26 protein-coding genes and 2 tRNA genes are annotated in these 24,105 nt (G+C 62.5%); 9 read left to right on the top strand and 19 right to left on the bottom strand.

Annotated elements, in window-relative coordinates:
• Window positions 1-332: 332 nt before the first annotated feature.
• The gene (locus tag NCS58_RS06250; protein WP_250538133.1) at window positions 333-794 is read left to right on the top strand and encodes a DUF2844 domain-containing protein; all 462 of its coding nucleotides are present in this window, start codon (window positions 333-335) and stop codon (window positions 792-794) included.
• Between the two features lie 10 nt (window positions 795-804).
• Window positions 805-2,082 (top strand): DUF3443 domain-containing protein, encoded by a 1,278-nt coding sequence (locus NCS58_RS06245; RefSeq protein WP_250538132.1) that lies wholly within the window; start codon window positions 805-807, stop codon window positions 2,080-2,082.
• 66 nt (window positions 2,083-2,148) lie between these two features.
• On the opposite strand, the gene pcaC is transcribed toward NCS58_RS06245, so the two are convergent.
• From pcaC to NCS58_RS06215, 6 genes are read right to left on the bottom strand one after another with little or no spacing between them, the layout of a single operon-like run.
• On the bottom strand, window positions 2,149-2,532 hold the full coding sequence (gene pcaC, locus NCS58_RS06240) for a 4-carboxymuconolactone decarboxylase (RefSeq protein ID WP_008350165.1): 384 nt from the start codon (window positions 2,530-2,532) through the stop codon (window positions 2,149-2,151).
• Window positions 2,529-3,323 (bottom strand): 3-oxoadipate enol-lactonase, encoded by a 795-nt coding sequence (gene pcaD / locus NCS58_RS06235; RefSeq protein ID WP_061120061.1) that lies wholly within the window; start codon window positions 3,321-3,323, stop codon window positions 2,529-2,531. The genes pcaC and pcaD overlap by 4 nt, the downstream gene beginning before the upstream one ends.
• 4 nt (window positions 3,324-3,327) lie before the next feature.
• Window positions 3,328-4,695, bottom strand: a complete 1,368-nt coding sequence (locus tag NCS58_RS06230) for a 3-carboxy-cis,cis-muconate cycloisomerase (protein ID WP_250538131.1) — start codon at window positions 4,693-4,695, stop codon at window positions 3,328-3,330.
• A gap of 4 nt (window positions 4,696-4,699) precedes the next feature.
• Complete coding sequence (gene pcaF, locus NCS58_RS06225) at window positions 4,700-5,902, bottom strand: 3-oxoadipyl-CoA thiolase (protein ID WP_250538130.1); 1,203 nt, start codon at window positions 5,900-5,902, stop codon at window positions 4,700-4,702.
• 33 nt (window positions 5,903-5,935) lie between these two features.
• Window positions 5,936-6,592 (bottom strand): 3-oxoacid CoA-transferase subunit B, encoded by a 657-nt coding sequence (locus NCS58_RS06220; RefSeq protein ID WP_061120064.1) that lies wholly within the window; start codon window positions 6,590-6,592, stop codon window positions 5,936-5,938.
• 12 nt (window positions 6,593-6,604) lie between these two features.
• On the bottom strand, window positions 6,605-7,297 hold the full coding sequence (locus NCS58_RS06215) for a 3-oxoacid CoA-transferase subunit A (RefSeq protein WP_061120065.1): 693 nt from the start codon (window positions 7,295-7,297) through the stop codon (window positions 6,605-6,607).
• Window positions 7,298-7,525: 228 nt separating this feature from the next.
• Between NCS58_RS06215 and NCS58_RS06210 the strand changes: the two genes are divergently transcribed.
• Window positions 7,526-8,344 (top strand): IclR family transcriptional regulator, encoded by an 819-nt coding sequence (locus tag NCS58_RS06210; RefSeq protein ID WP_250538129.1) that lies wholly within the window; start codon window positions 7,526-7,528, stop codon window positions 8,342-8,344.
• 58 nt (window positions 8,345-8,402) lie between these two features.
• The gene (locus tag NCS58_RS06205; RefSeq protein ID WP_061120067.1) at window positions 8,403-9,326 is read left to right on the top strand and encodes a LysR family transcriptional regulator; all 924 of its coding nucleotides are present in this window, start codon (window positions 8,403-8,405) and stop codon (window positions 9,324-9,326) included.
• A 2-nt stretch (window positions 9,327-9,328) separates the two neighbouring features.
• Here NCS58_RS06205 and NCS58_RS06200 read toward each other — a convergent pair whose 3' ends face one another.
• Entirely contained in the window at window positions 9,329-9,676 is a 348-nt protein-coding gene (locus NCS58_RS06200) for a DoxX family protein (protein WP_409219259.1), read from the bottom strand.
• A gap of 169 nt (window positions 9,677-9,845) precedes the next feature.
• On the opposite strand from NCS58_RS06200, the gene NCS58_RS06195 reads away from it, so the two are divergent.
• The 5 genes from NCS58_RS06195 to NCS58_RS06175 all read left to right on the top strand — a co-directional run bounded on the left by NCS58_RS06195 (window position 9,846) and on the right by NCS58_RS06175 (window position 12,282).
• Entirely contained in the window at window positions 9,846-10,736 is an 891-nt protein-coding gene (locus NCS58_RS06195; RefSeq protein WP_061120069.1) for a LysR family transcriptional regulator, read from the top strand.
• A 30-nt stretch (window positions 10,737-10,766) separates the two neighbouring features.
• Window positions 10,767-11,291, top strand: coding sequence for a hypothetical protein (locus tag NCS58_RS06190; RefSeq protein ID WP_409241423.1), 525 nt, complete (start codon window positions 10,767-10,769; stop codon window positions 11,289-11,291).
• 89 nt (window positions 11,292-11,380) lie between these two features.
• Window positions 11,381-11,457, top strand: a tRNA-Pro gene (locus tag NCS58_RS06185).
• An 86-nt stretch (window positions 11,458-11,543) separates the two neighbouring features.
• Window positions 11,544-11,798 carry a hypothetical protein gene (locus NCS58_RS06180; RefSeq protein ID WP_061120071.1) on the top strand — a complete coding sequence of 85 codons (255 nt, stop codon included), beginning with the start codon at window positions 11,544-11,546 and terminating at the stop codon, window positions 11,796-11,798.
• A gap of 127 nt (window positions 11,799-11,925) precedes the next feature.
• Entirely contained in the window at window positions 11,926-12,282 is a 357-nt protein-coding gene (locus NCS58_RS06175; RefSeq protein ID WP_143756384.1) for a hypothetical protein, read from the top strand.
• Here NCS58_RS06175 and NCS58_RS06170 read toward each other — a convergent pair.
• The 12 genes from NCS58_RS06170 to NCS58_RS06115 form a co-directional block, all read right to left on the bottom strand.
• The gene (locus NCS58_RS06170) at window positions 12,272-12,871 is read right to left on the bottom strand and encodes a short chain dehydrogenase (RefSeq protein ID WP_061120073.1); all 600 of its coding nucleotides are present in this window, start codon (window positions 12,869-12,871) and stop codon (window positions 12,272-12,274) included. The two genes, NCS58_RS06175 and NCS58_RS06170, sit on opposite strands and share 11 nt — an antisense overlap.
• A gap of 171 nt (window positions 12,872-13,042) precedes the next feature.
• Window positions 13,043-13,423, bottom strand: coding sequence for a MerR family transcriptional regulator (locus tag NCS58_RS06165; RefSeq protein WP_061120074.1), 381 nt, complete (start codon window positions 13,421-13,423; stop codon window positions 13,043-13,045).
• A gap of 87 nt (window positions 13,424-13,510) precedes the next feature.
• Window positions 13,511-13,915, bottom strand: a complete 405-nt coding sequence (locus NCS58_RS06160) for an integration host factor subunit alpha (protein ID WP_061120075.1) — start codon at window positions 13,913-13,915, stop codon at window positions 13,511-13,513.
• A 65-nt stretch (window positions 13,916-13,980) separates the two neighbouring features.
• Window positions 13,981-16,413, bottom strand: coding sequence for a phenylalanine--tRNA ligase subunit beta (gene pheT, locus NCS58_RS06155; protein WP_250476533.1), 2,433 nt, complete (start codon window positions 16,411-16,413; stop codon window positions 13,981-13,983).
• A gap of 79 nt (window positions 16,414-16,492) precedes the next feature.
• On the bottom strand, window positions 16,493-17,506 hold the full coding sequence (pheS, locus tag NCS58_RS06150; RefSeq protein WP_061120077.1) for a phenylalanine--tRNA ligase subunit alpha: 1,014 nt from the start codon (window positions 17,504-17,506) through the stop codon (window positions 16,493-16,495).
• Window positions 17,507-17,708: 202 nt separating this feature from the next.
• The gene (gene rplT / locus NCS58_RS06145; RefSeq protein ID WP_008350196.1) at window positions 17,709-18,068 is read right to left on the bottom strand and encodes a 50S ribosomal protein L20; all 360 of its coding nucleotides are present in this window, start codon (window positions 18,066-18,068) and stop codon (window positions 17,709-17,711) included.
• Window positions 18,069-18,096: 28 nt separating this feature from the next.
• Window positions 18,097-18,294, bottom strand: coding sequence for a 50S ribosomal protein L35 (gene rpmI, locus NCS58_RS06140; protein WP_006052501.1), 198 nt, complete (start codon window positions 18,292-18,294; stop codon window positions 18,097-18,099).
• Between the two features lie 235 nt (window positions 18,295-18,529).
• On the bottom strand, window positions 18,530-19,057 hold the full coding sequence (gene infC, locus NCS58_RS06135; RefSeq protein ID WP_075583873.1) for a translation initiation factor IF-3: 528 nt from the start codon (window positions 19,055-19,057) through the stop codon (window positions 18,530-18,532).
• Between the two features lie 47 nt (window positions 19,058-19,104).
• Window positions 19,105-21,012, bottom strand: coding sequence for a threonine--tRNA ligase (gene thrS / locus NCS58_RS06130; RefSeq protein WP_061120147.1), 1,908 nt, complete (start codon window positions 21,010-21,012; stop codon window positions 19,105-19,107).
• 294 nt (window positions 21,013-21,306) lie between these two features.
• Window positions 21,307-21,383 (bottom strand) — tRNA-Val (locus NCS58_RS06125).
• A gap of 96 nt (window positions 21,384-21,479) precedes the next feature.
• A complete protein-coding gene (locus tag NCS58_RS06120; protein WP_061120078.1) occupies window positions 21,480-23,702 on the bottom strand; it encodes a bifunctional (p)ppGpp synthetase/guanosine-3',5'-bis(diphosphate) 3'-pyrophosphohydrolase in 2,223 nt (740 codons plus the stop codon).
• A 35-nt stretch (window positions 23,703-23,737) separates the two neighbouring features.
• Complete coding sequence (locus tag NCS58_RS06115) at window positions 23,738-24,091, bottom strand: RidA family protein (RefSeq protein WP_061120079.1); 354 nt, start codon at window positions 24,089-24,091, stop codon at window positions 23,738-23,740.
• Window positions 24,092-24,105 lie beyond the last annotated feature (14 nt).

Genomic DNA, 24,105 nt, shown 5'->3' with positions numbered 1-24,105 from the left:
AGAGGTCCGGTCGGCCTCCGGCGAGCGCGTGCAGCGCGCGCATCTTGCCTATTGCTCGGTGTCGCAGAATGCGGATTGAAAGCAGCCAAATAGCGCGTGCGCATTTTGTATTTAAGACGCTCCGGCATCGCATTGACAATTTATGACAATCACGAAAATCAGGAATTCGGTCTTTCGCTGTGTGCAACCTGCTGATTTATAGGCGAATTTATCGCTAGTACGACGGGAATCGATCGCTCTGCCACGTGCCTTCCTCCGTATCGTTTTGCCGGGCTCTACATCTAAAATCCCATCTCAAAAACAAGAAGAGTCCTAAATAACGGAGAAAGTACATGAGAGAGATCAGAATTCCTCACTACGCGATCGCTGGCCTGGCGATTCTCACGATCGGCGCGACGGCGCCCGCTCACGCGGAACTCGGCGCGACCGGGCGCGCCGCCGGTGCCTCGCAAGGCGATGTCGTGCATCAGGCACAGGGCGGACTCGTGCAATATCGCGAAACGACCGACCAGCAAGGCATCGTCGTGCGTGAATATGTCGATACGAGCGGTGCGGTGTACGGCGTCTCCTGGCACGGCCCGGCGATGCCGGACATCGGCGCGCTGCTTGGCGCGTACTTCGAGACCTTCAGGCAAGGCGCGAATGCGGTGATCGGCGACGCCGGTCTGCATGCGACGCGCGTCGCGCAGGGCGATCTCGTCGTCGAAAATCGCGTGCGGCTTCGCGAATTCAGCGGACGCGCATGGCTCGCGAGCGGCCTGCCGGCGGGCGTGACATCGAGCGACATCCAGTGAGAGGCCGACGATGAACACACGCGCCCTCCACTCGATGCCCCTCTTCGCGCTCTGCGCCCTGCTTAACGCGTGCGGCGGAGGCGGAGGCTCGAACGACAGTTCCGCCGCGCCGCCCCCGCAAGCGAGCGCGCCCGCGACCGCAACCGCGAGCGCGGCGGCCGCGGCAAGCGCCGCCACGCCCGCGAGCGCCCCATCGCCTGCGTCCACGGACACGAACCTGCCGCAATCGACGACACCCAACGTCCAGACGATCCGCGTCACCAGCACGCCCACCAACACGCGCAACATGCTGCAAACGAGCGTCACGATCTGCGTGCCCGGCACGAACACCTGTCAGACCATCGACAACATTCAGGTCGATACCGGCTCGCATGGCCTGCGCGTGCTTGCATCCGCGCTCAGCCCGTCGATTGCCTTGCCGCTGATCGCGGGCAGCAATCAAAGCGCGATCGTTGCGGAATGCGCGGTGTTCGGTTCGGGTTACACGTGGGGCGCGGTGCGCACGGCCGACGTGCGGCTCGCCGGCCAGGTCGCGCGCTCGACCTCCGTCCAGGTGATCGCCGACAGCGCCGCGCCCACGACCGCGCAGGACTGCACCCAGTCCGGTCTGCCGATGCTCTCCGCGTCGTCCTTGCGCGCGAACGGCATTCTCGGCGTCGGGCCCTTCAGCGCCGATTGCGGCGCGGGATGTGCGGTCACCGCGATGCCGCGCTGGTACTACAGCTGCATCGCGGGCAACTGCGTCTCGAGCACGCTGGCGGTCGCCCAGCAGGTGACGAATCCGGTCGCGAACTTCGCCACCGACAACAATGGCGTGCTGATCGAGCTTCCCGACGTGCCGGACAACGGCGCGATGACCGTGACCGGCACGATGACTTTCGGCATCGGCTCGCAGTCGAACAATCTGCTCGGCTCGGCGACCGTGCTCAACGTCACGACGGATTTCGGCGGCAGCCAGTATGGGTCGAGTTTCATCGACAGCGGATCGAACGGCGTCTTCTTCCCTTCGACGACGCTTGCGAAATGCGGCGTGTGGTATTGCCCGTCCACACCGCAGACGATCGCGGCGACCATTCGCTCGTCGAGCGGCGCACAAAGCGCGGTGAGCTTTACCGTCGCGCAATCGACGGCATTGTTCGGCACAGGCAACTTCGCCTTCGACAACCTCGCCGGCGCGGCGAGCGGCTACTTCGACTGGGGCTTGCCGTTCTTCTACGGGCGCCGCGTGTTCACGGCGCTCGCCGGACGCGCGACGCCCGCCGGACCGGGACCGTACTACGCGTTCTGAGTCCAGAAACAAAAAAACCGTCTCCGGTTTCCCGGAGACGGTTCCTCTCGAAGCCGTATTACGCGATTACGCCTTGCTTTCCTCGTCGAAGATCTTCTGCGCAAGGTGGAATGCCGAATTCGCCGCCGGCACGCCGCAGTAGACCGCCGTCTGTAGCAGCACTTCCTTGATTTCGTCCTGCGTCACGCCATTGTTCTTCGCGGCGCGCAAGTGCAGCGCGAGTTCCTCGCTGCGGTTGAGCGCAACCATCATCGCGATCGTGATGAGGCTGCGCGTGTGGCGCGGCAGGCCATCGCGCGTCCAGATCTCGCCCCACGCATAGCGCGTGATGAAGTTCTGGAACTCCGTCGTCAACTCCGTGCGATTCGCAAGCGAGCGGTCCACGTGCGCATCGGACAGCACCGCGCGACGCACCTTCATCCCCGCTTCGTAACGTTCGTCGTCGGTCATTTCTTTTCTCCGAGGAAGTCGAGGACGGCGCGCGTGTAGTCGTCGCGCTTTTCGATGTTCGACAGATGCGCCGCGTCCAGTTCGAGGTAGCGCGATCCGTCGATGTAACCCGCGAGCTCGCGGCCCTGCTCGGCCGTCGTCGACAGATCGTGCGTGCCTGCGATCACGAGCACCGGCAGCCTGATCGTTTTGGCTTCGTCGCGCAGATCGGCGTCGCGGATCGCCTCGCAGTTCGACGCGTAGCCATCGCCCGAGGTGTGGCGAAACACGTCGCGGATATTTGCGAGCTCGAGTTGCTCACGCTCGATGAACGGCGCGGTGAACCAGCGCGCGATCACGGCGTCGGTGAGCGCGGGCATGCCGCCCGGCTCGCGCGCCTTCGCGGCGCGCGGCGTCCATACGGCGTCGGAGCCGATCAGCGCGGCGGTATTCGACAGCACGACGCGCGAGAAACGTTCCGGATGACGCGCGGCCAAACCGATGCCGGTCAGCCCGCCCATCGACAGGCCGCAGTAGTTCGCGCGCTCGATTTTCAGATGATCCATGAGGCCGATCACGTCGCCGATCAACTGATCGATCGTGTACGGTCCCGGCGGCACATCGGAATGGCCGTGGCCGCGCGTGTCGTACCGCACCACGCGGTAGTGCTTCGCGAAGGCCTCGATGTTCGGCGTCCACATCGAGACATCGGCGCCTAGCGAATTCGACAGCACGAGCCACGGCGCGCTGTCGCCCGCCGTGGCATCGATGCGATAGTGAATCCGCGTTCCGTTCACTTCGGCAAGAGGCATGTTTTTACCGCTCCTGTTGTTTCGAGTTAGCGCTCGCGATGGCGGCAGCGACGAACGCCTGCGCCTCACCGACGTAGTTCACCGGATCGAGCAATTGCTTCAATTGATCTTGCGAGAGATGGCGCGTGACGGTTTCGTTCGCGGCGAGTTCGTCGAAGAGCGACGTGCCCTTCGCGACCGACGCCTTCGATGCGCCTTCGACGAGCTTGTGCGCATCGAGCCTGCCGATGGCGTCGCCGAGCGCGAGCATCACCGCTTCGCCGAGCACGAGACCGTTCGTCACATCGAGGTTGTGCGCGAGACGTTCGACGTTGACTTCCATCGCCGCAACGATGCCTACGATGTTCGAAAGCGCCCCGGCCGTCAGGCGTGCGAGATCGGGCAGCGCCTCCCACTCGGCCTGCCAGCCACCCAATGCGCGCTCGTGCTCCTGAACCATGCCGGCGAAGATCGTCGCGACGAGGTTCGGCGCGCGTGTCGCGGCGGTGAGCACCGCGGCGCAGCCGACGGGATTGCGCTTGTGCGGCATCGTCGACGAACCGCCCTTGCCTGCCGCGGCGGGTTCCGCGACTTCGCCGACTTCGGTCTGCATCATGAGCGAAATGTCGCGCGCGATCTTTCCCAGCGTGCCCGTCAACATGCCGAAGAAGGACGCCGCTTCCGCGATGCGGTCGCGCTGCGTATGCCAAGGCAGCGCGGGAAGCGTCAGTCTCAGATCTTGCGCGAGCGATGCCGCAACCGGCAGCGCCTTGTCACGCAGACTCGCGAGCGTTCCCGCCGCGCCGCCGAATTGCAGCACCAGCGTGCGCGCTTTCAACTCCGCAAGACGCTGGCGATGACGCGTCACCGCATCGAGCCACTGCGCGAACTTCAGGCCGAGCGTGATCGGCAGCGCTTGCTGAAGCCACGTGCGGCCGATCATCGGCGTTGCGCGATGCCGGTCGGCCTGCTGCGCGAGCGCATCGGACAACGAACGCAGGTCGGCATCGAAGAGATCGAGCGCCGCGCGCAATTGCAGCACGACGCCCGTATCGATGATGTCCTGACTCGTCGCGCCCCAGTGCACATACTTCGCGGCTTCGGCATCGCTCGCCTTCACGACGGCCGTCAATTGCTTGACGAGCGGAATCGCGAGGTTGCCGCCTGCTTGCGCGCCGGTCATCAGTGCGTCGGCGTCGATGTTGTCCGCGTTGCATGCGGCGACGATCGCCTCGACCGCGCCCGGCGGAATCACGCGATGCAGCGCCGACGCACGCGCGAGCGCGGCTTCGACGTCGAGCATCGCCTGCACGGTCGCGCGCGGCGACCAGATCTCGTTCGCGGCGGCGTTGCCGCACACGAGATCGGTGAGACGTCCCGTGGATGCGAACATTGCGTCAGACGCGCTCGATGATCATCGCGATGCCCTGGCCCACGCCGATGCACATCGTGCACAGCGCAAAGCGGCCGCCGGTGCGATGAAGCTGGTAGCTCGCGGTCGTGACGAGCCGCGCGCCCGACGCTCCTAGCGGATGGCCCAGCGCGATCGCGCCGCCGTTCGGGTTGACGCGGGGATCGTCGTCGGCGACGCCGAGCATGCGCAGCGTCGCCAGTCCTTGCGACGCGAAGGCTTCGTTCAGCTCGATCACATCCATCTGGTCGATGGTCATGCCAAGACGCGCGAGCAGCTTCTGCGACGCCGGACCCGGGCCGATGCCCATCACGCGCGGCGGCACGCCCGCGGTCGCGAGGCCGAGAATGCGCGCGCGCGGCGTGAGACCGTGGCGCTTAGCACTTTCCTCGTCGGCGATCAGCATCGCGACCGCGCCGTCGTTCACGCCCGACGCGTTGCCGGCCGTCACGCTTCCGTCCGGACGCACGACGCCCTTGAGCTTGGCGAGCGCTTCGAGGCTCGTTTCACGCGGATGCTCATCGCGGTCGACGACGAGCGCATCGCCCTTTTTCTGCGGAATCGTCACCGCGACGATTTCCTGTGCGAGCGTCCCGTCCTTCTGCGCGCGCGCCGCCTTCTGCTGCGAGCGCAGTGCGAACGCGTCCTGATCGGCGCGGCTGATCTTGTAGTCGTCCGCGACGTTTTCGGCGGTCTCGGGCATCGAATCGACGCCGTACTGCTTCTTCATCAGCGGATTGATGAAACGCCAGCCGATGGTCGTGTCGTGAATTTCGGCCGAACGCGAGAACGCGCTCGTCGCCTTGCCCATCACGAACGGCGCGCGGCTCATGCTCTCGACGCCGCCCGCGATCATCAGGCTCGTCTCGCCTGCCTTGATCGCCCGCGCCGCGACACCGATCGCGTCCATGCCCGAGCCGCACAGGCGGTTCACCGTCGAGCCCGGCGTGCCGACCGGAAGTCCGGCCAGAAGCGCCGACATGCGCGCGACGTTGCGGTTGTCTTCGCCCGCCTGATTCGCGCAGCCGTAGATCACTTCGTCCACCGCTTCCCAGTCCACTTCCTTGTTGCGCTCGACGAGCGCACGCAGCGGCACGGCGCCCAGATCGTCGGCGCGCACGGAGGACAGCGAACCGCCGTAACGGCCGATCGGCGTGCGGATGGCATCACATACGAAAGCTTCTTTCATCAGTTGCTCCAGTTCCTTTATGTCTCTCAGGCGTCAGACGGCTTCGGTCAGCGGCGCGTATTGAAGCGGCACCTTGGCCAGCTTCTGCAATTCGTCGAACGACAGACCTTCCACGATCTCGCGCACGACGAAGCCTTCGGGCGTCACGTCGAACACGGCGAGGTCCGTGTACACGCGATCCACGCACTGGACGCCCGTCACCGGATATGAACATTGCGCGACGAGCTTGCTTTCGCCCTGCTTCGTCAGCAGTTCCATCATCACATAGACCTGCTTTGCGCCGATCGCGAGGTCCATCGCGCCGCCGACGGCCGGAATCGCATCGGGCGCGCCGGTGTGCCAATTCGCGAGATCGCCCGTCGCCGACACCTGGAATGCGCCGAGCACGCAGAAGTCGAGGTGGCCGCCGCGCATCATCGCGAACGAGTCGGCGTGATGAAAATAGGCGCCGCCCGTCAGCAGCGTCACATGTTGCTTGCCGGCGTTGATGAGTTCGTCGTCTTCGGAGCCGGCAGCGGGCGCCGGGCCCATGCCGAGCAGGCCGTTTTCGCTGTGCAGGAAGATTTCGCGATCCGCCGCGAGGTGATTGGCGACGAGCGTCGGCACGCCGATGCCCAGATTCACGTATGCGCCTTCGGGAATATCCGCGGCCACGCGCCTGGCCATTTCGTCACGAGTGAGTTTCTTCATGGCTTTTCGTCCTTAAGCAGCGAGTTCGGCTTGATGCACGGCTTGCGGCACTTCCACGACGCGCTGCACGAAGATGCCCGGCGTCACGATGTTTTCGGGGTCCAACTCACCGAGCGGCACGACCTTCGAGACCTGCGCGATCGCCGTTTTCGCGGCGCTCGCCATGATCGGGCCGAAGTTGCGCGCAGTTTTACGATAGACCAGATTGCCCCAGCGGTCGCCCTTGAATGCCTTCACGAGCGCGAAATCCGCATGCAGCGGCGCTTCGAGCACATAGTGCTTGCCGTCGATCACGCGCGTTTCCTTGCCCTGCGCGAGCTTCGTGCCGTAGCCGGTCGGCGTGAAAAAGCCGCCGATGCCCGCGCCCGCCGCACGGATGCGCTCGGCCAGATTGCCCTGCGGCACGAGTTCCAGTTCGATTTCGCCCGCGCGGTACAGCGCGTCGAATACATAAGAATCCGTCTGGCGCGGGAACGAGCAGATGATCTTGCGCACGCGCTTCGCCTTGAGCAACGCAGCCAGGCCCGTGTCGCCGTTGCCGGCGTTGTTGTTGACGATCGTGAGTTCGCGCGCGCCCTGCTCGATGAGCGCGTCGATCAGTTCGGAGGGCATGCCCGCCGTACCGAAACCGCCGATCATGATGGTCGCGCCGTCGTGGACGTCGGCCACGGCCGAGGCGAGCGAATCGAAAATCTTGTTGATCATGTGCCGTTCCTTCTCCTGTCTCGGGCGCCGATTTGAAAATCGCGCCTCGAATTCGGGTTTACCAGTTGGTAATCAGACTTGCTTCAGAATGTTCGTCATGCGAACATGGATTCGTTTAGCGAACATCGGCATAGTAGTCCCGCGTTCGTTGTCGTGTCAACGAAGCATGCGCAAACTGCGGGTTTTCACTGAAGCCGCAGACCGTTCGCCCCTTTCGTGACGAGCCTTATGAAGAATCCAGCCACGCCCAATCCAGATGCCGAGCCGCGAGACACGCAGACGCGACCCGGCGACGCATACGTTCAGTCTTTCGCACGCGGGCTCGCGGTGATCCGTTCGTTCGACGCGAACCGCCCCGCCCAGACGCTCACCGATGTCGCCGCGGCAACGGGCCTCACGCGCGCGGGCGCCCGCCGCATTCTTCTGACGCTGCAGGCGCTCGGCTATGTCGAAGCCGACGGGCGTCTCTTTCAACTGACGCCGAAGATTCTCGACCTCGGGTTCGCGTACCTGACCTCGATGCCCTTCTGGAATCTCGCGGAGCCGGTGATGGAAGACCTCGTCGAGCAGGTTCACGAAAGCTGCTCGGCCGCGGTGCTGAACGGCGCGGAAATCGTCTATGTCCTGCGCGTGCCGACGCACAAGATCATTACGCAGAATCTGTCGATCGGCAGCCGCCTGCCCGCGTTCTGCACGTCGATGGGTCGCGTGCTGCTCGCCGCGCTCGACGAAGCGCGCCTCGACGAAGTGCTCGATTCGAGCCCGCTCGTCGCGCGCACGCCGCGCACGGTCGTCGACAAGAACGCGCTCAAGGAAGCGATCGCCATCGTGCGCCGCCAGGGCTGGGCGATCGTCGATCAGGAACTGGAGGAAGGGCTGATTTCGATGTCCGCGCCGATCCGCGACCGGCAGGGACGCGTGATCGCGGCGCTGAACATCAGCGGAAACGCCCAGCGCAAAAACGCCAGACAGATGGTGAAAGCGTTTCTGGAGCCGTTGCAGGAAGCGGCTCAGCGCGTGTCGGACATGGTCGCGCGGCGCGGCTGATGGCGCGCGTTGACGTGGGAATCGCCGCGCGCCAACATCGTTGGCGGAGCATCGCGCCATGAACGACCTCGATCTCAATCTGATTCCCTACCTCGTCGCCATCGAGGAAACGCGCAACGTGAGCCGCGCGGCCGAACGGCTCGGCGTGAGCCAGCCGCGCGTGTCGACGGCGCTCGCGCGCCTGCGCGAGTACTTCAACGATCCGCTTTTCGTACGCACCTCGCGCGGCATGGAACCAACGCCGCGCACCATCGCGCTCGTGCCCGCTGCGCGCGAGGCGTTGGCGCGCATCGAACGCGGCCTGCTCGACCGGCAGCACTTCGATGCGTCGACAAGCACGGAGACTTTCTCGATCGCGCTATCCGATGTCGGCGAAATCGTATTCCTGCCGCGGCTGCTGCAAGCGTTCGCGAAGGAGGCGCCGAATGCGAATCTGCGCTCGGTGTCGGCATCGCACGGGGATGTCGAGCGCGGGCTCGAATCGGGCGATATCGATCTTGCGGTCGGCTATTTCCCAGATCTGCGCGGCAACAACTTCTTTCAGCAGCGACTTTTTTCGCATCGCTTCATCTGTCTGATGCGACGCGATCATCCGTACGCGAGCGAGCCGCTCACGCTCGCGCGCTTCATGGAATGCGGCCACGCGGTCGTGCGCGCCGAAGGCCGCAGTCAGGAGATCCTGGAAAATTTTCTCGACAAGGAGCGCGTGCGGCGCCGTGCGGTGCTCGAGACGCCGCACTTCATGAGCCTGCCGTTCATCCTGTCGCGCACCGATCTGATCGCGACGGTGCCGCACGCGATCGGCTTCGCGTATGTGGCCGAGCATGCGTCGATCACGCTCGCCGAGCCGCCGCTCGCGCTGCCGCGCTTCGATCTGAAGCAGCACTGGCATCGCAAGTTTCATAACGATGCGCGCACGATGTGGCTGCGCCGGATCGTCGCTTCACTCTTCAACGACGAGCTCGACGAGTGGCCGAAATAGCTTCACCGCCGATTGTCGATGCTCCACGCGCCCGGCCCCGCCGCCGCAATGAACAGGCAGATGAACGACAGCAGCACGGCCGGCTCGCCCTGATTCAGCAGCGGCAGGAAGAAGTGTCCATTCGGCGCATGTCCGAGGAAATAGGCGAACGCGAGTTCACCGGACAACACGAACGCCGCCGCGCGCGTGAACCAGCCGATCAACACGAGCACGCCGCCAACCAGTTCAATGGCGCGCGCCGCGCCGAGCAACGAGAAGAGCGGCAAGCCATCGAACATCGCGATGTGCGGAACATGAAACAGCTTGGCGCTCGCATGCGTGAGCAGCACATACGACGCGACGATGCGCAACAGAGCGTGAGCCTAGCCGGCTAGCGCAGGTACGCGGGACACGGCTGAGGGAACTTGAGTCGTAGACATCGCGAAACTCCTGATGGTCAATGCTTGCAGTCTAGGCAGGCATCGTCCGTCGATAAATCCGGTTAACATTGGCTTTTTGTTTCCGGACAGGAAATGATCGATGGACGCTCTGACCAGCCTGCGCGTGTTCCGTGAAGTCGTCGAGGCGGGAAGTTTCGTGAAAGCCGCCGAGCGGCTCGACATCTCTACCGCGATGACGAGCAAGCACGTTGCCAATCTCGAACGTCAGTTGGGCGTGCGCCTCTTGAACCGCACGACGCGCCATCTGAGCCTCACAGAGGCCGGCAGCGTGTATTACGAGCAGTGCAGCGAGGCGCTCGACATCCTGCAGGCCGCGCAGGCGGCAGTCGGCGTGCAGACCGCGCAGCCGCAAGGCGTGCTCAAGGTCACCGCACCGGGCTGGTTCGCCAATCGCACGTTCGCGGATCTGCTCGTCGCGTATCAGGCGCGCTATCCGGGCGTGCTCGTCGATCTGCGGCTGGAGAACCGCTTCGTCGATCTGGTCGAGGAAGGCTATGACATGGCGATCCGCGCGACATCCGAGCCGTCGCCTTCGCTGATCGTGCGGCCGCTGTGCAAGATGCCCTTCGTGCTCGCCGGCTCGCGCGCCTATCTCGAACAGCACGGCAAGCTGCGTCATCCGGACGATGTCGCGCGTCATCGCTTCGTGTTGCCGACGTACACGAACGTCGACACCGTGACGCTGACGGGACCGGACGGCGTGTTCACCGTGAAGAATCAAGCTGTGCTCAAGACCAACGATACGTCGATGGCGCTGCAACTCGTGCGCGCGGGGCTCGGCCTCGCGTATTTTCCGGCGTGGATCGTCGAACCCGAGCTGGCCTCAGGCTCGCTCGTGCGCGTGCTGCCGAGCTACACGGCGTTCGCGCCGTCCGTGTATGCGGTGTACACGAGCCGAAAGTACATGACGACCAAGGTACGGACTTTCATCGACTTTTTGTCGGAGTCGTTAGCCGATCGGCCTATGTAATTAGGAATACTCTCATTCAAGCGTTAGGTCTTGCGTGTGATGATCGCGCCCGCTTCCGGATCGGGCGCTCGAGACGCGACAAAAAGTTTCATCTTGCGCGCCGCCGGGATCTTCCCTGTTACCCGCACGCGAGGCACGCGCGATATGGATTTTCCCTGGCTTCCCCTGGCCTTCAGTCTGACCTTGCTTGGCCTGGCGCTTTTTATCTGTCGCGCCTTGAACGCGAGCCTTGGCGCGCCGAAGTGGAACGGCGCACTGCTTTTTCTGGCCCTCTGCGTATTGGCGATGCTGCTGGACTTTACGCTGACGATGGTCTTCGCATCCGCGAATTTCCATGAACGCACTCGCTACGACAGCCTCGGATCGAGGATCGCGTGGAGCGAACGGATCGTCACGTATCTGATTCCCTGCACGATATCGCTGCTGCTTGCGTTGAGATTTCGTCGGCGTCAGCGCTTCGCGCGCGAGGGTGTCCACGGTCGAAGCGAGACGGAACGCGAAGGCTCCGTGCAGATTCAAACCTCGCCTTACACGCAGTCGGAGCTGACGCTCTGACCCACCGCGAGTGAATTTGGTGAGTGCAACAGCGAAATTGTTGGAAGCAGTTCTACTATCCGTTTCTCTCTGATATACTTTCGCTCTTTCGGGGCGTAGCGCAGCCTGGTAGCGTACCTGCATGGGGTGCAGGTGGTCGGAGGTTCAAATCCTCTCGCCCCGACCAGGAATCAAAGGCTCTCCGGCTTCTGGCCGGAGAGCCTTTTTCTTTGTCCGTCCCAAGCCATCGTATTCATAAAACGAGCAAGAACAATGGCATACAACAAGCTCAACAACCCACGCGCATTTCCCGGCAACAGCAATTACGGCATGTCATTGCGAGACTACTTCGCGGGCCAGGCGCTGGCTGGCGAAATGGCTGGCGAAAGACTTTCCGGCGACGCGTCACCCGCGGTCCTCGAACAGCGCGCCCAACTCTACTACCGTCTGGCTGATGCAATGCTCAAGGTCCGCGCCGAAGAGGAGACTTTGACCAACGCGACCGCGATGATGGGCTTAAGCATCTGACACCGCTCGTCACATGGGGATTACCGGCGCTCAGCCCACCCTTTATTCAGACGTAAAAACGGAAAAAACACTTGTGTGTCAGTGATTTAAGGCCTAATGTTAAGGTGCCACATAAGGAACGGCGCTTATGCCTTCGTCTGTCTCGACGTCCGCGCAACAGCGGCGCATCCAATCCGGTCGACCCTGCTCCGCCTTGCACGCGGAAGTCGCTCGCTGGTTCGATCCGGCGAGCCGCGCACGCGTCACGAGGTTCGGGCGCATCTATCCCGGCGGCAGCCGCTATGTGTGTGTGAGCGCCACCAGGCCAGGCCGATGCTTCGCGCTCTACTTCTTCCACCACGGCACTGACGACTGGCGCATCTATCCGCCCTGGGGCGTCGGGCCGAGCATCGTCTATTGGTCAATCAACGTGAAGATGCCTGTCTCCCGCTCCGAGGCCACGGTCGGCCCGAAGCGGCGCATTCGCGCGGGCATCAAGTCTTAGCCGCGGCCAGCGTCTGCCCGGTCATTGTCTCGTCGACGGCACGCCTATACACTTTGGCGACTTCCGCAGCCGCGATGCCTTGCGATCCATCCTTCCCCATCGAGACCAACGTTTCAGAGACCCATCCGGGACTTACGACGTTCACACGCAGCATGCCCTGCAACTCGAGCGCGGCCGCGCGCACGAATCCTTCGACGCCCGCGTTCACGAGGCTCACGGCCGCGCTGCCGATCATCGGTGCTTGAGCGAGCGTGCCGCTCGTCAGCGTGACGGATCCGCCTTCATCGACGTGACCGACCGCGCAGCGCACGAGATTCACCTGCCCCATGAGCTTGTTCGCGAGGCTGAAGGCATAGTCGTCATCGGCGAGCGCGTCGAGCGGCGCGAACTTCGCAGCGCCGCCGACACACACGACAGCGCCGACCTTCCCGACTTTCTCGTACATCGCGACCATGCTCGCCTTGTCCGACAAATCGACCGCTACGTCCGAGCCCTTGCGGCTCGCGCTGATCACTTCGTGCCCGGGTTCGAGAATCCGCTTGATCTCCGTGCCCAACATTCCAGTTGCGCCAACGAGCAACACTCGCATAAGCCCTCCTGAGTCGATGTCATGAAGCCGCCGCGAACACGTCCCGTGCGGCAACGAGAAAAAAGCAAGGAACCATGCTACTGCCGTCGCTGGCGGCGCGCAGCGCGCGTCGTAGGGACGAAAAAAATGCCGCGACGAATCGCGGCATCATGGCGTGGATCACAGCGGCGTTCATCCGCCGAGAAGATCGATCACCTGAAGAATATCCTTGCGAAGCTGATCGACATCGACGCCCGGTTGCGCTTGCGCCGACGCCTGCGTTTCATCGAGCTCGGCTTCGTCGCCATTCGCGCGTCCTTGTGAATCGAGCCGGTTGCGCGCGCCGTTGATCGTGAAACCCTGTTCGTACAGCAACTCACGAATGCGCCGGATCAGCAAGACTTCGTGATGCTGATAGTAGCGGCGATTGCCCCGCCGCTTGACCGGCCTCAGTTGCGTGAACTCCTGCTCCCAATAGCGCAGCACGTGAGGCTTGACGCCGCACAACTCGCTGACTTCGCCAATCGTGAAGTAACGCTTGGCGGGGATCGGAGGCAAGACGACTTTTTCCATCGTCGATCAACCATCGTTATAAGTGATGTCGATTGAAGCGCGGCGGTCATGCAGCGCGGCGCGGGTCATTCGCGCGCCGCCGGGAGATCAGCGAGTGAGATCGGTCTCCGCTCCCGTTTCGACCAGCGCCTTCAGCTTCTGACTTGCATGAAACGTGACGACCCGCCGCGCGGCAATAGGAATGGCCTCGCCCGTCTTCGGGTTGCGGCCCGGACGCTGAGGCTTGTCGCGCAGCTGGAAGTTGCCGAAGCCCGACAGCTTGACGCTCTCGCCGCTCTCCAGCGCATCGCGGATGACTTCGAAGAAGGCTTCGACCATGTCCTTGGCTTCACGCTTGTTCAGACCGACGTGGTCGAACAGCATCTCCGCCAGTTCGGCTTTGGTGAGCGTCGGCGTGTCGCCGGGCGCGCTCGAGGTCGGGGTATCTCGGTTCATGGCGCTACGCTGCGCCGAAAGAAGGGCTTCGAAATCACTCGAGTTCATTTGGTTCATATCGGTAGAACGGCGCTTGCCACATTGAAGACTTGGCGATTGAGACGGAAAGGGCCAACTGCAGGCTATCCGCGTAACCGCGCGCCGTGTACTCGAGCCAGGCGATCCACCAGCGTTTTGATGGCCGTATCGACCGTTTCGTCCTGAAGCGTGCCGCCAGTATCTTGCAACGTTACACGGAAGGCAAGACTTTTCTCATGCGCTCCCAAGCCACCGGAAGTATTTGATTTTGGACGAAATTCATCGAAAAGCGCAACCCGCGTAACGTGCCTGCAAGCGTCCTCCGAGCGGGCACTTTCGAGCTCGTCCAAGAGCGCCTGAACCGGGACGTGTTGATCCACGACAATTGCGATATCGCGTCGCACGGGCGGGAATTTCGACACCTCGGATGGCGCGGGGAGCGCGCGATCCATCAGCGCGTCCGCGTCGATTTCGAAGAGGATCGGCGGGTTCGGCAGGTCATACTTCTGCAGCCAGCGCGGATGCAGTTCGCCGATCCAGCCGACCGCGTGCCCCGCCACTTCGATGCGCGCGCTGCGCCCCGGATGCAGCGCCGGATGCTCCGCCTTCACGAAGCGCGGCACGACCGGCGCGAAGAGCGCTTCGACATCGCCCTTCACGTCGAAGAAGTCGACATTGCGCGAAGCCGCGCCCCACTGCTCCTCGATCACCGGACCATACGCAAGAGCGCCGATCATCTTCGGCTGCGCGAAGCCTTCGACCGTCAGTTCGCCCGCCTTCACGGATGCATCGCGATGGAACACGCGACCCGCCTCGAACACGCGGATGCGGTCCGCGCGACGATTCAGGTTGTAGCGCAGCACTTCGATCAGGCTGCCGAACGTCGTCGTGCGCATGACCGAGAGCTGGCTCGCGATCGGGTTGAGCAGCCTGATCGGATTGTCGTTGCCGGCGAAGTCTTTCTCCCACTCGGCATCGACGAAACTGAAGTTGACCGTCTCCGAGTAATCGCGCGCGGCCACTTCATGGCGCAGCGTGTGGATCGAGCGCTTCGTTTCGTTCGTGATGCGCATCTCGCTGCGCGCAACCGGGGGGCGCGCCGGAATCTTCTCGAAACCGTAGATGCGCGCGACTTCTTCGATCAGATCTTCCTCGATCTCGATGTCGAAACGATACGGCGGCGGCGTAACCCTGAAAGTATCGCCGTCGCGCTCGAATGCGAGGTTCAGGCGCGTGAAGATCTGCGCGATTTCTTCGGCGCCAATCTCCACGCCGATGATTCGATGCGCGCGCGACACGCGCATCGACACCGGATTGCGCTCGGGTACGTTGATGATCTGGTCGTCGACCGGACCGGCTGCGCCGCCGCAGATGTCGAGGATCAGGCGCGAGATGCGTTCGATGTGCTCGACGGTCGTCGAGTAGTCGACGCCGCGCTCGAAGCGATGCGCCGCATCGGTCGAGAAGTTGTACTTGCGCGCGCGGCCGCGGATTGCATCCGGCCACCAGAAAGCGGCTTCGAGATAGATGTTGGTCGTGTCGAGCGACACGGCGGTGCTGTCGCCGCCCATGATGCCCGCGAGGCTTTCGAGATGGTGATCGTCCGCGATCACGCCGACGGTTTCATCGACCTCGATGGTATTGCCGTTCAGGAGCTTCAGCGACTCGCCCTTCTTGCCCCAGCGCACTTCCATCGCGCCGTGGATCTTGTCGAGATCGAACACGTGCGACGGACGGCCGAGCTCGAGCATCACGTAATTGGAGATATCGACGAGCGCGGAGATGCTGCGCTGGCCCGCGCGCTCGAGGCGCTCGACCATCCATTGCGGCGTCTTCGCGTGCGCGTTCACGCCGCGGATCACGCGGCCGGAGAAGCGGCCGCACAGATCGGGCGCCATGATCTTCACGGGCAGCTTTTCGTCGAGCTTCGTTTCGACCGCGGGCATGTCCGGTTGCTTCAGCGGTGCGCCGGTGATCGCGGCGGTCTCGCGCGCGACGCCGAACACCGACAGGCAATCCGCCTTGTTCGGCGTGAGCTTGATTTCGAACACGGTGTCGTCGAGGTTGAGCGCCTCGCGGATATCCTGACCGACCTTCGCATCGGCGGACAGGATCAGCAAACCGCTGTGATCCTCCGATAGCTTCAGCTCGCGCGCCGAACACAACATGCCCTGGCTATCGACACCGCGCAGCTTCGTGGGCTTGATCGCGAACGGCTCGCCGCCCGGCTCCGCCGGAGGCAGCACCGCGCCGATGAGCGCCACTGGCACCTTGATGCCCGGCGACACATTCGGCGCGCCGCACACGATGTTCAACTGCTCGCCCGTGCCAACGTCGACCTGACAGACATTGAGCTTGTCGGCATTCGGATGCTTGGCGACTTCGAGCACCTGCCCGACGACGATCTTCGTGGTCGGCGGCGCGACCGGGCGCAGGTCTTCGACTTCGAGACCGGCCATCGTCAGCGCGTGCGCGAGTTCATCGGTGGAGAGCTTGGGATCGACGAAACTGCGGAGCCAGGATTCTGGGAATTGCATGTGTGTCTACGTTCGAAATGTTTGGAGTCTCGTCCGGCTTCCCGTTGGAGCGCCGGACGCCGCAGGCAAGGCCGCCGCGTTACGCGAACTGGCGCAGGAAACGCAGATCGTTCTCGAAAAACAGACGCAGATCCTGCACGCCATAGCGCAGCATCGTCAGGCGCTCGAGCCCGCTACCGAATGCGAAGCCGATATAGCGCTCAGGATCGAGGCCCATGTTGCGGATGACGGTCGGGTGAACCTGACCCGAGCCGGAGATTTCCAGCCATTTGCCCGCGTTCTTGCCATGCTCGAACATCATGTCGATTTCGGCAGACGGCTCCGTGAACGGAAAGTACGACGGACGAAAGCGCACGAGAATGTCGTCGCGCTCGAAAAATTTCTTCAGGAAATCGGTGTAGACGCCCTTCAGGTCCGCGAAGCTGATGTTTTCTTCGATCCACAGGCCTTCGACCTGGTTGAACATCGGCGAGTGCGTAGCGTCGCTATCCACCCGATACGTGCGGCCCGGCACGATCACCTTGATCGGCGGCTTGTTCATGCGCGCGTAGCGCACCTGCATCGGGCTCGTGTGCGTGCGAAGCAGCAGCGGCCGGCCATCGGCGTCCTTGCCGTCAACGTAGAACGTGTCCTGCATCGAGCGCGCCGGATGGTTCTCCGGGCTGTTCAGTGCGGTGAAGTTGTACCAGTCGGTTTCGATCTCTGGACCGTCGGCCACGTCGAAGCCGATCGTGCGGAACACTTGCTCAACGCGCTCCCACGTGCGCATCACAGGATGCAGCGTGCCCACTCCCGCGCCGCGTCCCGGCAGCGTGACGTCGATCGCTTCGGCCGCGAGACGCTGGTTCAGCAACGCGTCCGCGAGCGCCTGACGGCGCGCGTTCAACGCGGCTTCGACCTGCTGCTTCGCCTGATTGATGCGCGCGCCTTCGGTCTTCTTCGCTTCCGGGTCGAGTTTGCCCAATCCCTTCAGCAACTCGGTCAGCGCACCGGACTTGCCGAGAAACCGGGCCTTCTCGTTTTCGAGCGTGGTGGTATCGGTGGCGTGTTCAAAGGCGCTCTTCGCGTCGGCGACAATCTGGTCCAGATCCATTGATCCCATCTTTTAACGTCGAAATTCAATCTGAGGTTCGGTTTTGCTCATCCACGCTTCACGAAGCGCGTGCCAATCGCGAGGATAAGCAAAACCGTCCGACCAACAAAAACGGGGCTCGGTGAGAGCCCCGTTTTCTGCCTTCCGCCGCCGTCAACGACCTGGCGACGAAGAGGCGAACCACGCAGTACTAATTTCGCAATTAGGCTGCAACGGCGGCTTTCACCTGCTTCACGATCGCAGCAAAAGCAGCCTTGTCGAACACAGCCATGTCAGCCAGAACCTTGCGGTCGAGTTCGATCGATGCCTTCTTCAGGCCGTTGATGAACACGCTATAGGTCATGTCGTGCTGACGCACCGCCGCGTTGATACGCGTGATCCACAGTGCGCGGAACACACGCTTCTTGTTGCGGCGATCGCGGTAGGCGTACTGGCCTGCGCGCATGACCGCCTGCTTGGCGATGCGATAGACGTTATTGCGACGGCCGCGGTAACCCTTGGCCAGACGGATGATCTTCTTGTGACGGGCCCGTGCGGTAACCCCACGTTTTACTCGAGGCATGTTGCGCTCCTATGAGTTTAAGTTGAGGTTAGGCGAACGGCAGCATCGCGCGGACGGAGTTCAGATCGGAATCGTGAACGGCCGTCGAGCCACGCAGATGGCGTTTGTTCTTGGTGGTTTTCTTGGTAAGAATGTGGCGCTTGAAGGCCTGACCGCGCTTGACGGTACCGCCCGGACGCACCACGAAGCGCTTTGCAGCACTCTTCTTGGTCTTCATCTTCGGCATGAAACAACTCCAGTTTATTAGATGGTCATGGGTGTGCGGCTGATCCGTCGATGCGGCCGACGAACCCCTTCCCGCCCTTCGAAACCCACGCTCCACTTATGTGCAAACGGCTCAGTGAAGAACCGCCGCCTTTCATGAGCGCCGCCACCGAAGCGGCGACGCCCTGAAACTTCCGACAATGCCGCGCCAGCCGCCTTGTGACGGCGCGCGATCCATCGCCTTACCGCTTTTGCGCTTACTTACCCTTTTTCTTCGGGGCAAGCACCATGATCATCTGGCGCCCTTCCATCTTCGGCATCTGCTCGACCTGGCCAAATTCGTCCAGATCGGACTTCAGGCGTTCGAGCATACGCATGCCGATTTCCTGGTGCGCCATTTCACGGCCGCGGAAACGCAACGTGATCTTCGTCTTGTCGCCGTCTTCGAGGAAGCGCGTAAGGTTGCGCAGCTTGACGTTGTAGTCACCGTCATCGGTGCCGGGGCGGAATTTTACTTCCTTCACCTGCACGATCTTCTGCTTCAACTTCGCTTCGTGTTGCTTCTTCGCTTCCGAATACTTGAACTTTCCGTAGTCCATCAAACGGCAGACAGGCGGTGACGCCTGCGGCGCGATTTCGACGAGATCCACGTCGAGCTGTTCCGATTGACGGAACGCTTCGGCGAGCTTCACGATTCCGAGCGGCTCGTTGTCCACTCCGACCAAGCGCACTTCCGGCGCGGTAATTTCACCGTTGATGCGATGTGACGACTTATCAGTAGCGATGTTACGTTTCCTCTAAAAATGAAAAAACAAGCCGCGCTGCGAGTGACTTACTTGAACGCCCGCACTTCCTGCTGCAGACGTTCGAGGAATGCGTCGACCGGCATCACGCCCAGATCGACACCGCCACGAGCACGCACGGCTACGGTTTGCGCATCACGCTCCTTGTCGCCGACGACCAGCAAATACGGCACCTTTTGCAGCGTGTGCTCGCGTATTTTATAGCTAATCTTCTCGTTGCGCAAATCCGACTCGACTCTAAGCCCTTGTTTTTGCAACGATTGGGCCAGATTACCCGCATATTCAGCCTGACTTTCGGCAATATTCAGCACGACGGCCTGGATCGGCGCGAGCCACGGCGGCATTGCGCCGGCATGATGCTCGATCAGGATGCCGAGGAATCGCTCCATTGATCCGACGATTGCGCGGTGGAGCATCACCGGACGGCGGCGGCTGTTGTCTTCCGCGACGTACTCGGCGCCCAGACGCTCCGGCAGCACCATATCGAGCTGCAGCGTGCCGCATTGCCACGAGCGGCCGAGCGCGTCCTTGATGTGATATTCGATTTTCGGACCGTAGAACGCGCCTTCGCCGGCGAGTTCCTCCCACTTGAGACCGCACGCGGTCAGCGCCTCGCGCAAGCCCTGCTCCGCGCGGTCCCAGATTTCATCGGTGCCGGCACGTTGATCGGGGCGCAGCGACAGCTTGATGTCGATGTGATCGAACCCGAAATCCTTGTACACGCTCATCGCGAGCGTATTGAAGGCGATCGATTCCGCGATGAACTGATCTTCGGTGCAGAAGATATGCGCATCGTCCTGAACGAAACCGCGCACGCGCATCAGGCCATGCAGCGCGCCCGACGGCTCGTTGCGATGGCATGAGCCGAACTCCGCGTAACGCAGCGGCAGATCGCGATACGAACGCAGACCATGGTTGAACACCTGAACGTGACCCGGACAGTTCATCGGCTTGATCGCGTAGTCGCGCTTTTCCGACTCGGTCGTGAACATGTTTTCACGATAGTTCTGCCAATGGCCCGACGCTTCCCAGAGCGAGCGGTCCATCACCATCGGGGTCTTGATTTCGAGGTAACCGGCCTCGTTCACGCGGCGGCGCATGTACTGCTCGACCTGCTGCCACAGCGACCAGCCCTTGGGATGCCAGAACACCATGCCCGGCGCTTCGTCCTGCAGATGGAACAGGTCGAGTTGCTTGCCGAGCTTTCGATGATCGCGCTTCTCGGCTTCTTCGAGCATGTGGAGATAGGCGTCCTGATCTTCCTTTTTGGTCCACGCGGTGCCGTAGATCCGCTGAAGCTGCTCGTTCTTCGAATCGCCGCGCCAGTAGGCGCCGGCGACTTTCATCAGCTTGAAGACCTTCAGCTTGCCGGTGGACGGCACGTGCGGACCGCGGCACAGGTCGATGAAGTTGCCGTGCCCGTACAGACGGATTTCATCGCTTTCCGGGATGGACTCGATGATCTCTGCCTTGTAGTTTTCGCCGATGCTCTTGAAGTACTCCACCGCCTCGTTGCGCGAGACGACGCGGCGCGACACCGGCTCGTCCTTCTTCGCGAGTTCCTGCATGCGCTTTTCGATCTTCTCGAGATCTTCGGGGGTGAAGGGACGGTTGTACGAGAAGTCGTAATAGAAGCCGTTGTCGATGACCGGCCCGATGGTCACTTGCGCCTCGGGAAACAGATCCTTGACCGCATAAGCGAGCAAATGCGCGGTGGAGTGGCGCACGACATCGACGCCTTCCGGATCCTTGTCAGTGACGATGGCAAGCGACGAATCCTTGTCGATCAGAAACGAGGTATCGACGAGTTCGCCATTGAGCTTGCCGGCGAGCGCTGCCTTGGCAAGGCCCGCGCCGATCGATGCCGCGACTTCCGCGACGGTCACCGGGTGGTCGTATTGTCGGACCGACCCATCAGGCAAACGTACCGAAACCATATCGTTCTCCAAGACGCTGGCGCATGCCGAGCGATTCGATTTAAGCATTGCCGCGCGATTTCACTTCAAAAATCGCAAGGCAAAAAAAATGCGGCCCCGCTATCGAGGGGCCGCATTCACTTTTCACACATACCGCGAAACAATTTGGCAGAAGGCGAAATAGGTCCTCGACTAGCGTCGCTCCGAATTTGTTTCGGTCAACGTTCGAAGTGCCATTTATATTCGCCTTTTGCGCTAAGCGCTTCTTGCGGTTTGAAACTCCGCAAACCAGAGTTCGCCGAATTTCGTTTTCGTTGGTAGGCTCGATTGGACTCGAACCAACGACCCCCACCATGTCAAGGTGGTGCTCTAACCAGCTGAGCTACGAGCCTGAAAGAAGTGAGATTATATGGAGCGTTTCGGATCTTGGCAAGTGGTTATCTTCAGAAAAATCTAAAATATTCGCCGATCCGTTCAACGCCCAGCGATTACGCGCGACGCGACGCGCGAATCACACCCTGCACTTCATTGAGCAGCGTGCACGCGCGCTGAATCTGCGCCGCGCTCGACACTTCCACCGTAAACTGCATATAGGCGATATTCCTGCGGCTCTGGCTCTTTACGCCAATCACGTTGATCTTCTCGCGCGCGAACACTTCGGAGATATCGCGTAGCAAACCCTGCCGGTCCGCGGACTCCACCGAAAGATCCACCGGATATACCGACGAACCGCGTCCGTTCATCACATCGGCGGACCAGGTCGTGTGCAACACGCGCTCGGGCGAGCGCTGGGCCATGCGCTTGAACGTCGCGCAATCGCTGCGGTGAACCGACATGCCCTTGCCGCGCGTGATGAAGCCCGCGATCGGATCGGGCGGCGCAGGGCGGCAGCAGCGCGCGAGTTGCGTGAGCAACGCATCCACGCCCACGACGAGCACGCCCGTGGACGCGCCGTGCGCGACGCTTTGCCCGCTGCTGCGCTTCTCGAACTGCTCGGGCGCCTCCGGCTCCGGCTCGGGCGGCGGCGTGTCCGAAAGCGCTTGCTCGATGTTGCGCAGGCTGAACTCTTCCTTCGCGACGACCGCATAGAGATCTTCGGGTGTCTTGAAGCCAAGCTTCGTCGCGAGCTGCTCCAGGCTCACCGACGTCTTTCCCTCGCGCTGCAAAGTCTTTTCAACGATCGTGCGCCCCGCCGCGATGTGCTCCGCGGCATCGGCCGCGAGGAACCACGAGCGCACCTTCTGCCGCGCCCGTGCGCTGTGCAAATAGCCGAGCTGCGGATTGAGCCAGTCGCGCGACGGCCCGCCTTCCTTTACCGCGACGATCTCGACCGTCTGCCCGTTCTGCAGCGGCGTGTTGAGCGGCACCATCGCGCCGTCGACACGCGCGCCGCGGCAGCGATGCCCAAGCTCGCTGTGCAGGTGATACGCGAAATCGACGGCAGTAGCGCCCTGCGGCAGCGCGATCACGCGCGCCTGCGGCGTCAACACGTAAATATGATCGTCGTCGAGCGTGGCGTCGCGCAGATGTTGCCAGCCCGGCGGCTCGCCTTCGACGTCATCCTTCCACGCGAGAAGCTGACGCAGCCATGCAATCTTCTCGTCGTATTTCTCGCTCGCCGTCACCTGCCCCGCATAGCCGCGCGCGCCCGCTTCCTTGTAACGCCAGTGCGCAGCCACACCGTACTCGGCGAACTGATGCATTTCGTGGGTACGGATCTGCACTTCGAACGCGCGCCCGTCATCGCCGATCACGACCGTATGCAGCGACTTGTAGCCATTGGGCTTGGGACGTGAAATGTAGTCGTCGAATTCTCGCGGCACCGGTTGCCACAGGTTGTGCACGATGCCGAGCACGGTGTAGCAGTCCTTGATGTCGCCGACGATCACCCGAAACGCACGCACGTCGTTCAGTTCGGAGAAGTCGAGATGCTTGCCGCGCATCTTCTTCCAGATGCTGTAGATGTGCTTCGGCCGCCCGCTGACTTCCGCTTTGATGTGCGCGGTGTCGAGCTCTTTCTGCAATCGAGCGATTGCCTCGGTCACATACGTCTCGCGCTCGACGCGCCGCTCGTCGAGCAGCTTCGCGATGCGTTTGTACGTGACCGGATCCTCGAAGCGGAACGACAGATCCTCCAGTTCCCACTTCAGTTGCCAGATACCAAGGCGATTGGCGAGCGGCGCGTAGATCTCGAGCGTCTCCCGCGGCACGTCCGGCGAGGGATCGGTCTTGTGCGCGGCGTGATAACGCAACGTCTGCACGCGCGACGCGAGCCTGATCAAGACGACGCGTATGTCCTGAGCGAACGCGAGCAGCATCTTGCGCAGCGCCTCGACCTGCGCGCGGCGCGCGGCCTGCGCATCGCGCGTGTTCTCGGGCAATGCCGCGAGCGTCGCACGGGAACTGACCGAGCCGAGCCGCAAGAGCTTGCGCACATCGCCGACGAGCCGCTGCACTTCCGGGCCGAAGCGCTCGGCAATGACTTTCTCCGGATCATCGAGATGCGGCACCAGCACGAACAACGCCGCCGCCGCGATCGCATGCGAATCGACGTTGAGCGTCTGCATGATGCGCGCTGTGCCCGCCGCATGATCCGCCAGCAGTTCGCCCGTCGAGACCCGCGCATCCTTCGCGTGCTCGCGCACGAACGCGAGCGCGTCGTCGATGGACGGCTCGGGCAGCGTTTGGGCGGGGACGGCGGTCGCGGTCATGCGGGTATTGCCACTACTTCAGGCGAAGCGATGAATCAGCTGCGTTGCGCGGCGATCACGACGATTTCGACGAGGCACGCCGGATTGGCGAGCTTCGCCTCGACCGTCGCGCGCGGCGGCGTGTTGCCTTCCGCGACCCACGAGTCCCACACGGCGTTCATGCCGGGGAAGTGAATCATGTCCGAGATATAGATCTGCACCGAAAGCAGGTGCGACTTGTCGCTGTTCGCTTCCTCGAGCAAGCGGTCGATGTGGCCGAGCACTTCGCGCGTCTGGCCCGTAATGTCCTGGTCCGTGTCTTCTGCGATCTGGCCCGCGAGATATACCGTGCCGTTGTGGATGGCGGTTTCGGAGAGGCGCGGACCGACGTGATGACGAATGACTGCCATTGTGTGTTCCTGAT

Origin of the sequence: Caballeronia sp. INML3B, from assembly GCF_023631305.1 — a bacterium.
In the GTDB taxonomy this organism is placed as follows: Bacteria; Pseudomonadota; Gammaproteobacteria; order Burkholderiales; family Burkholderiaceae; genus Caballeronia; species Caballeronia turbans.
This window is presented reverse-complemented; position numbering and strand designations above follow the sequence as displayed.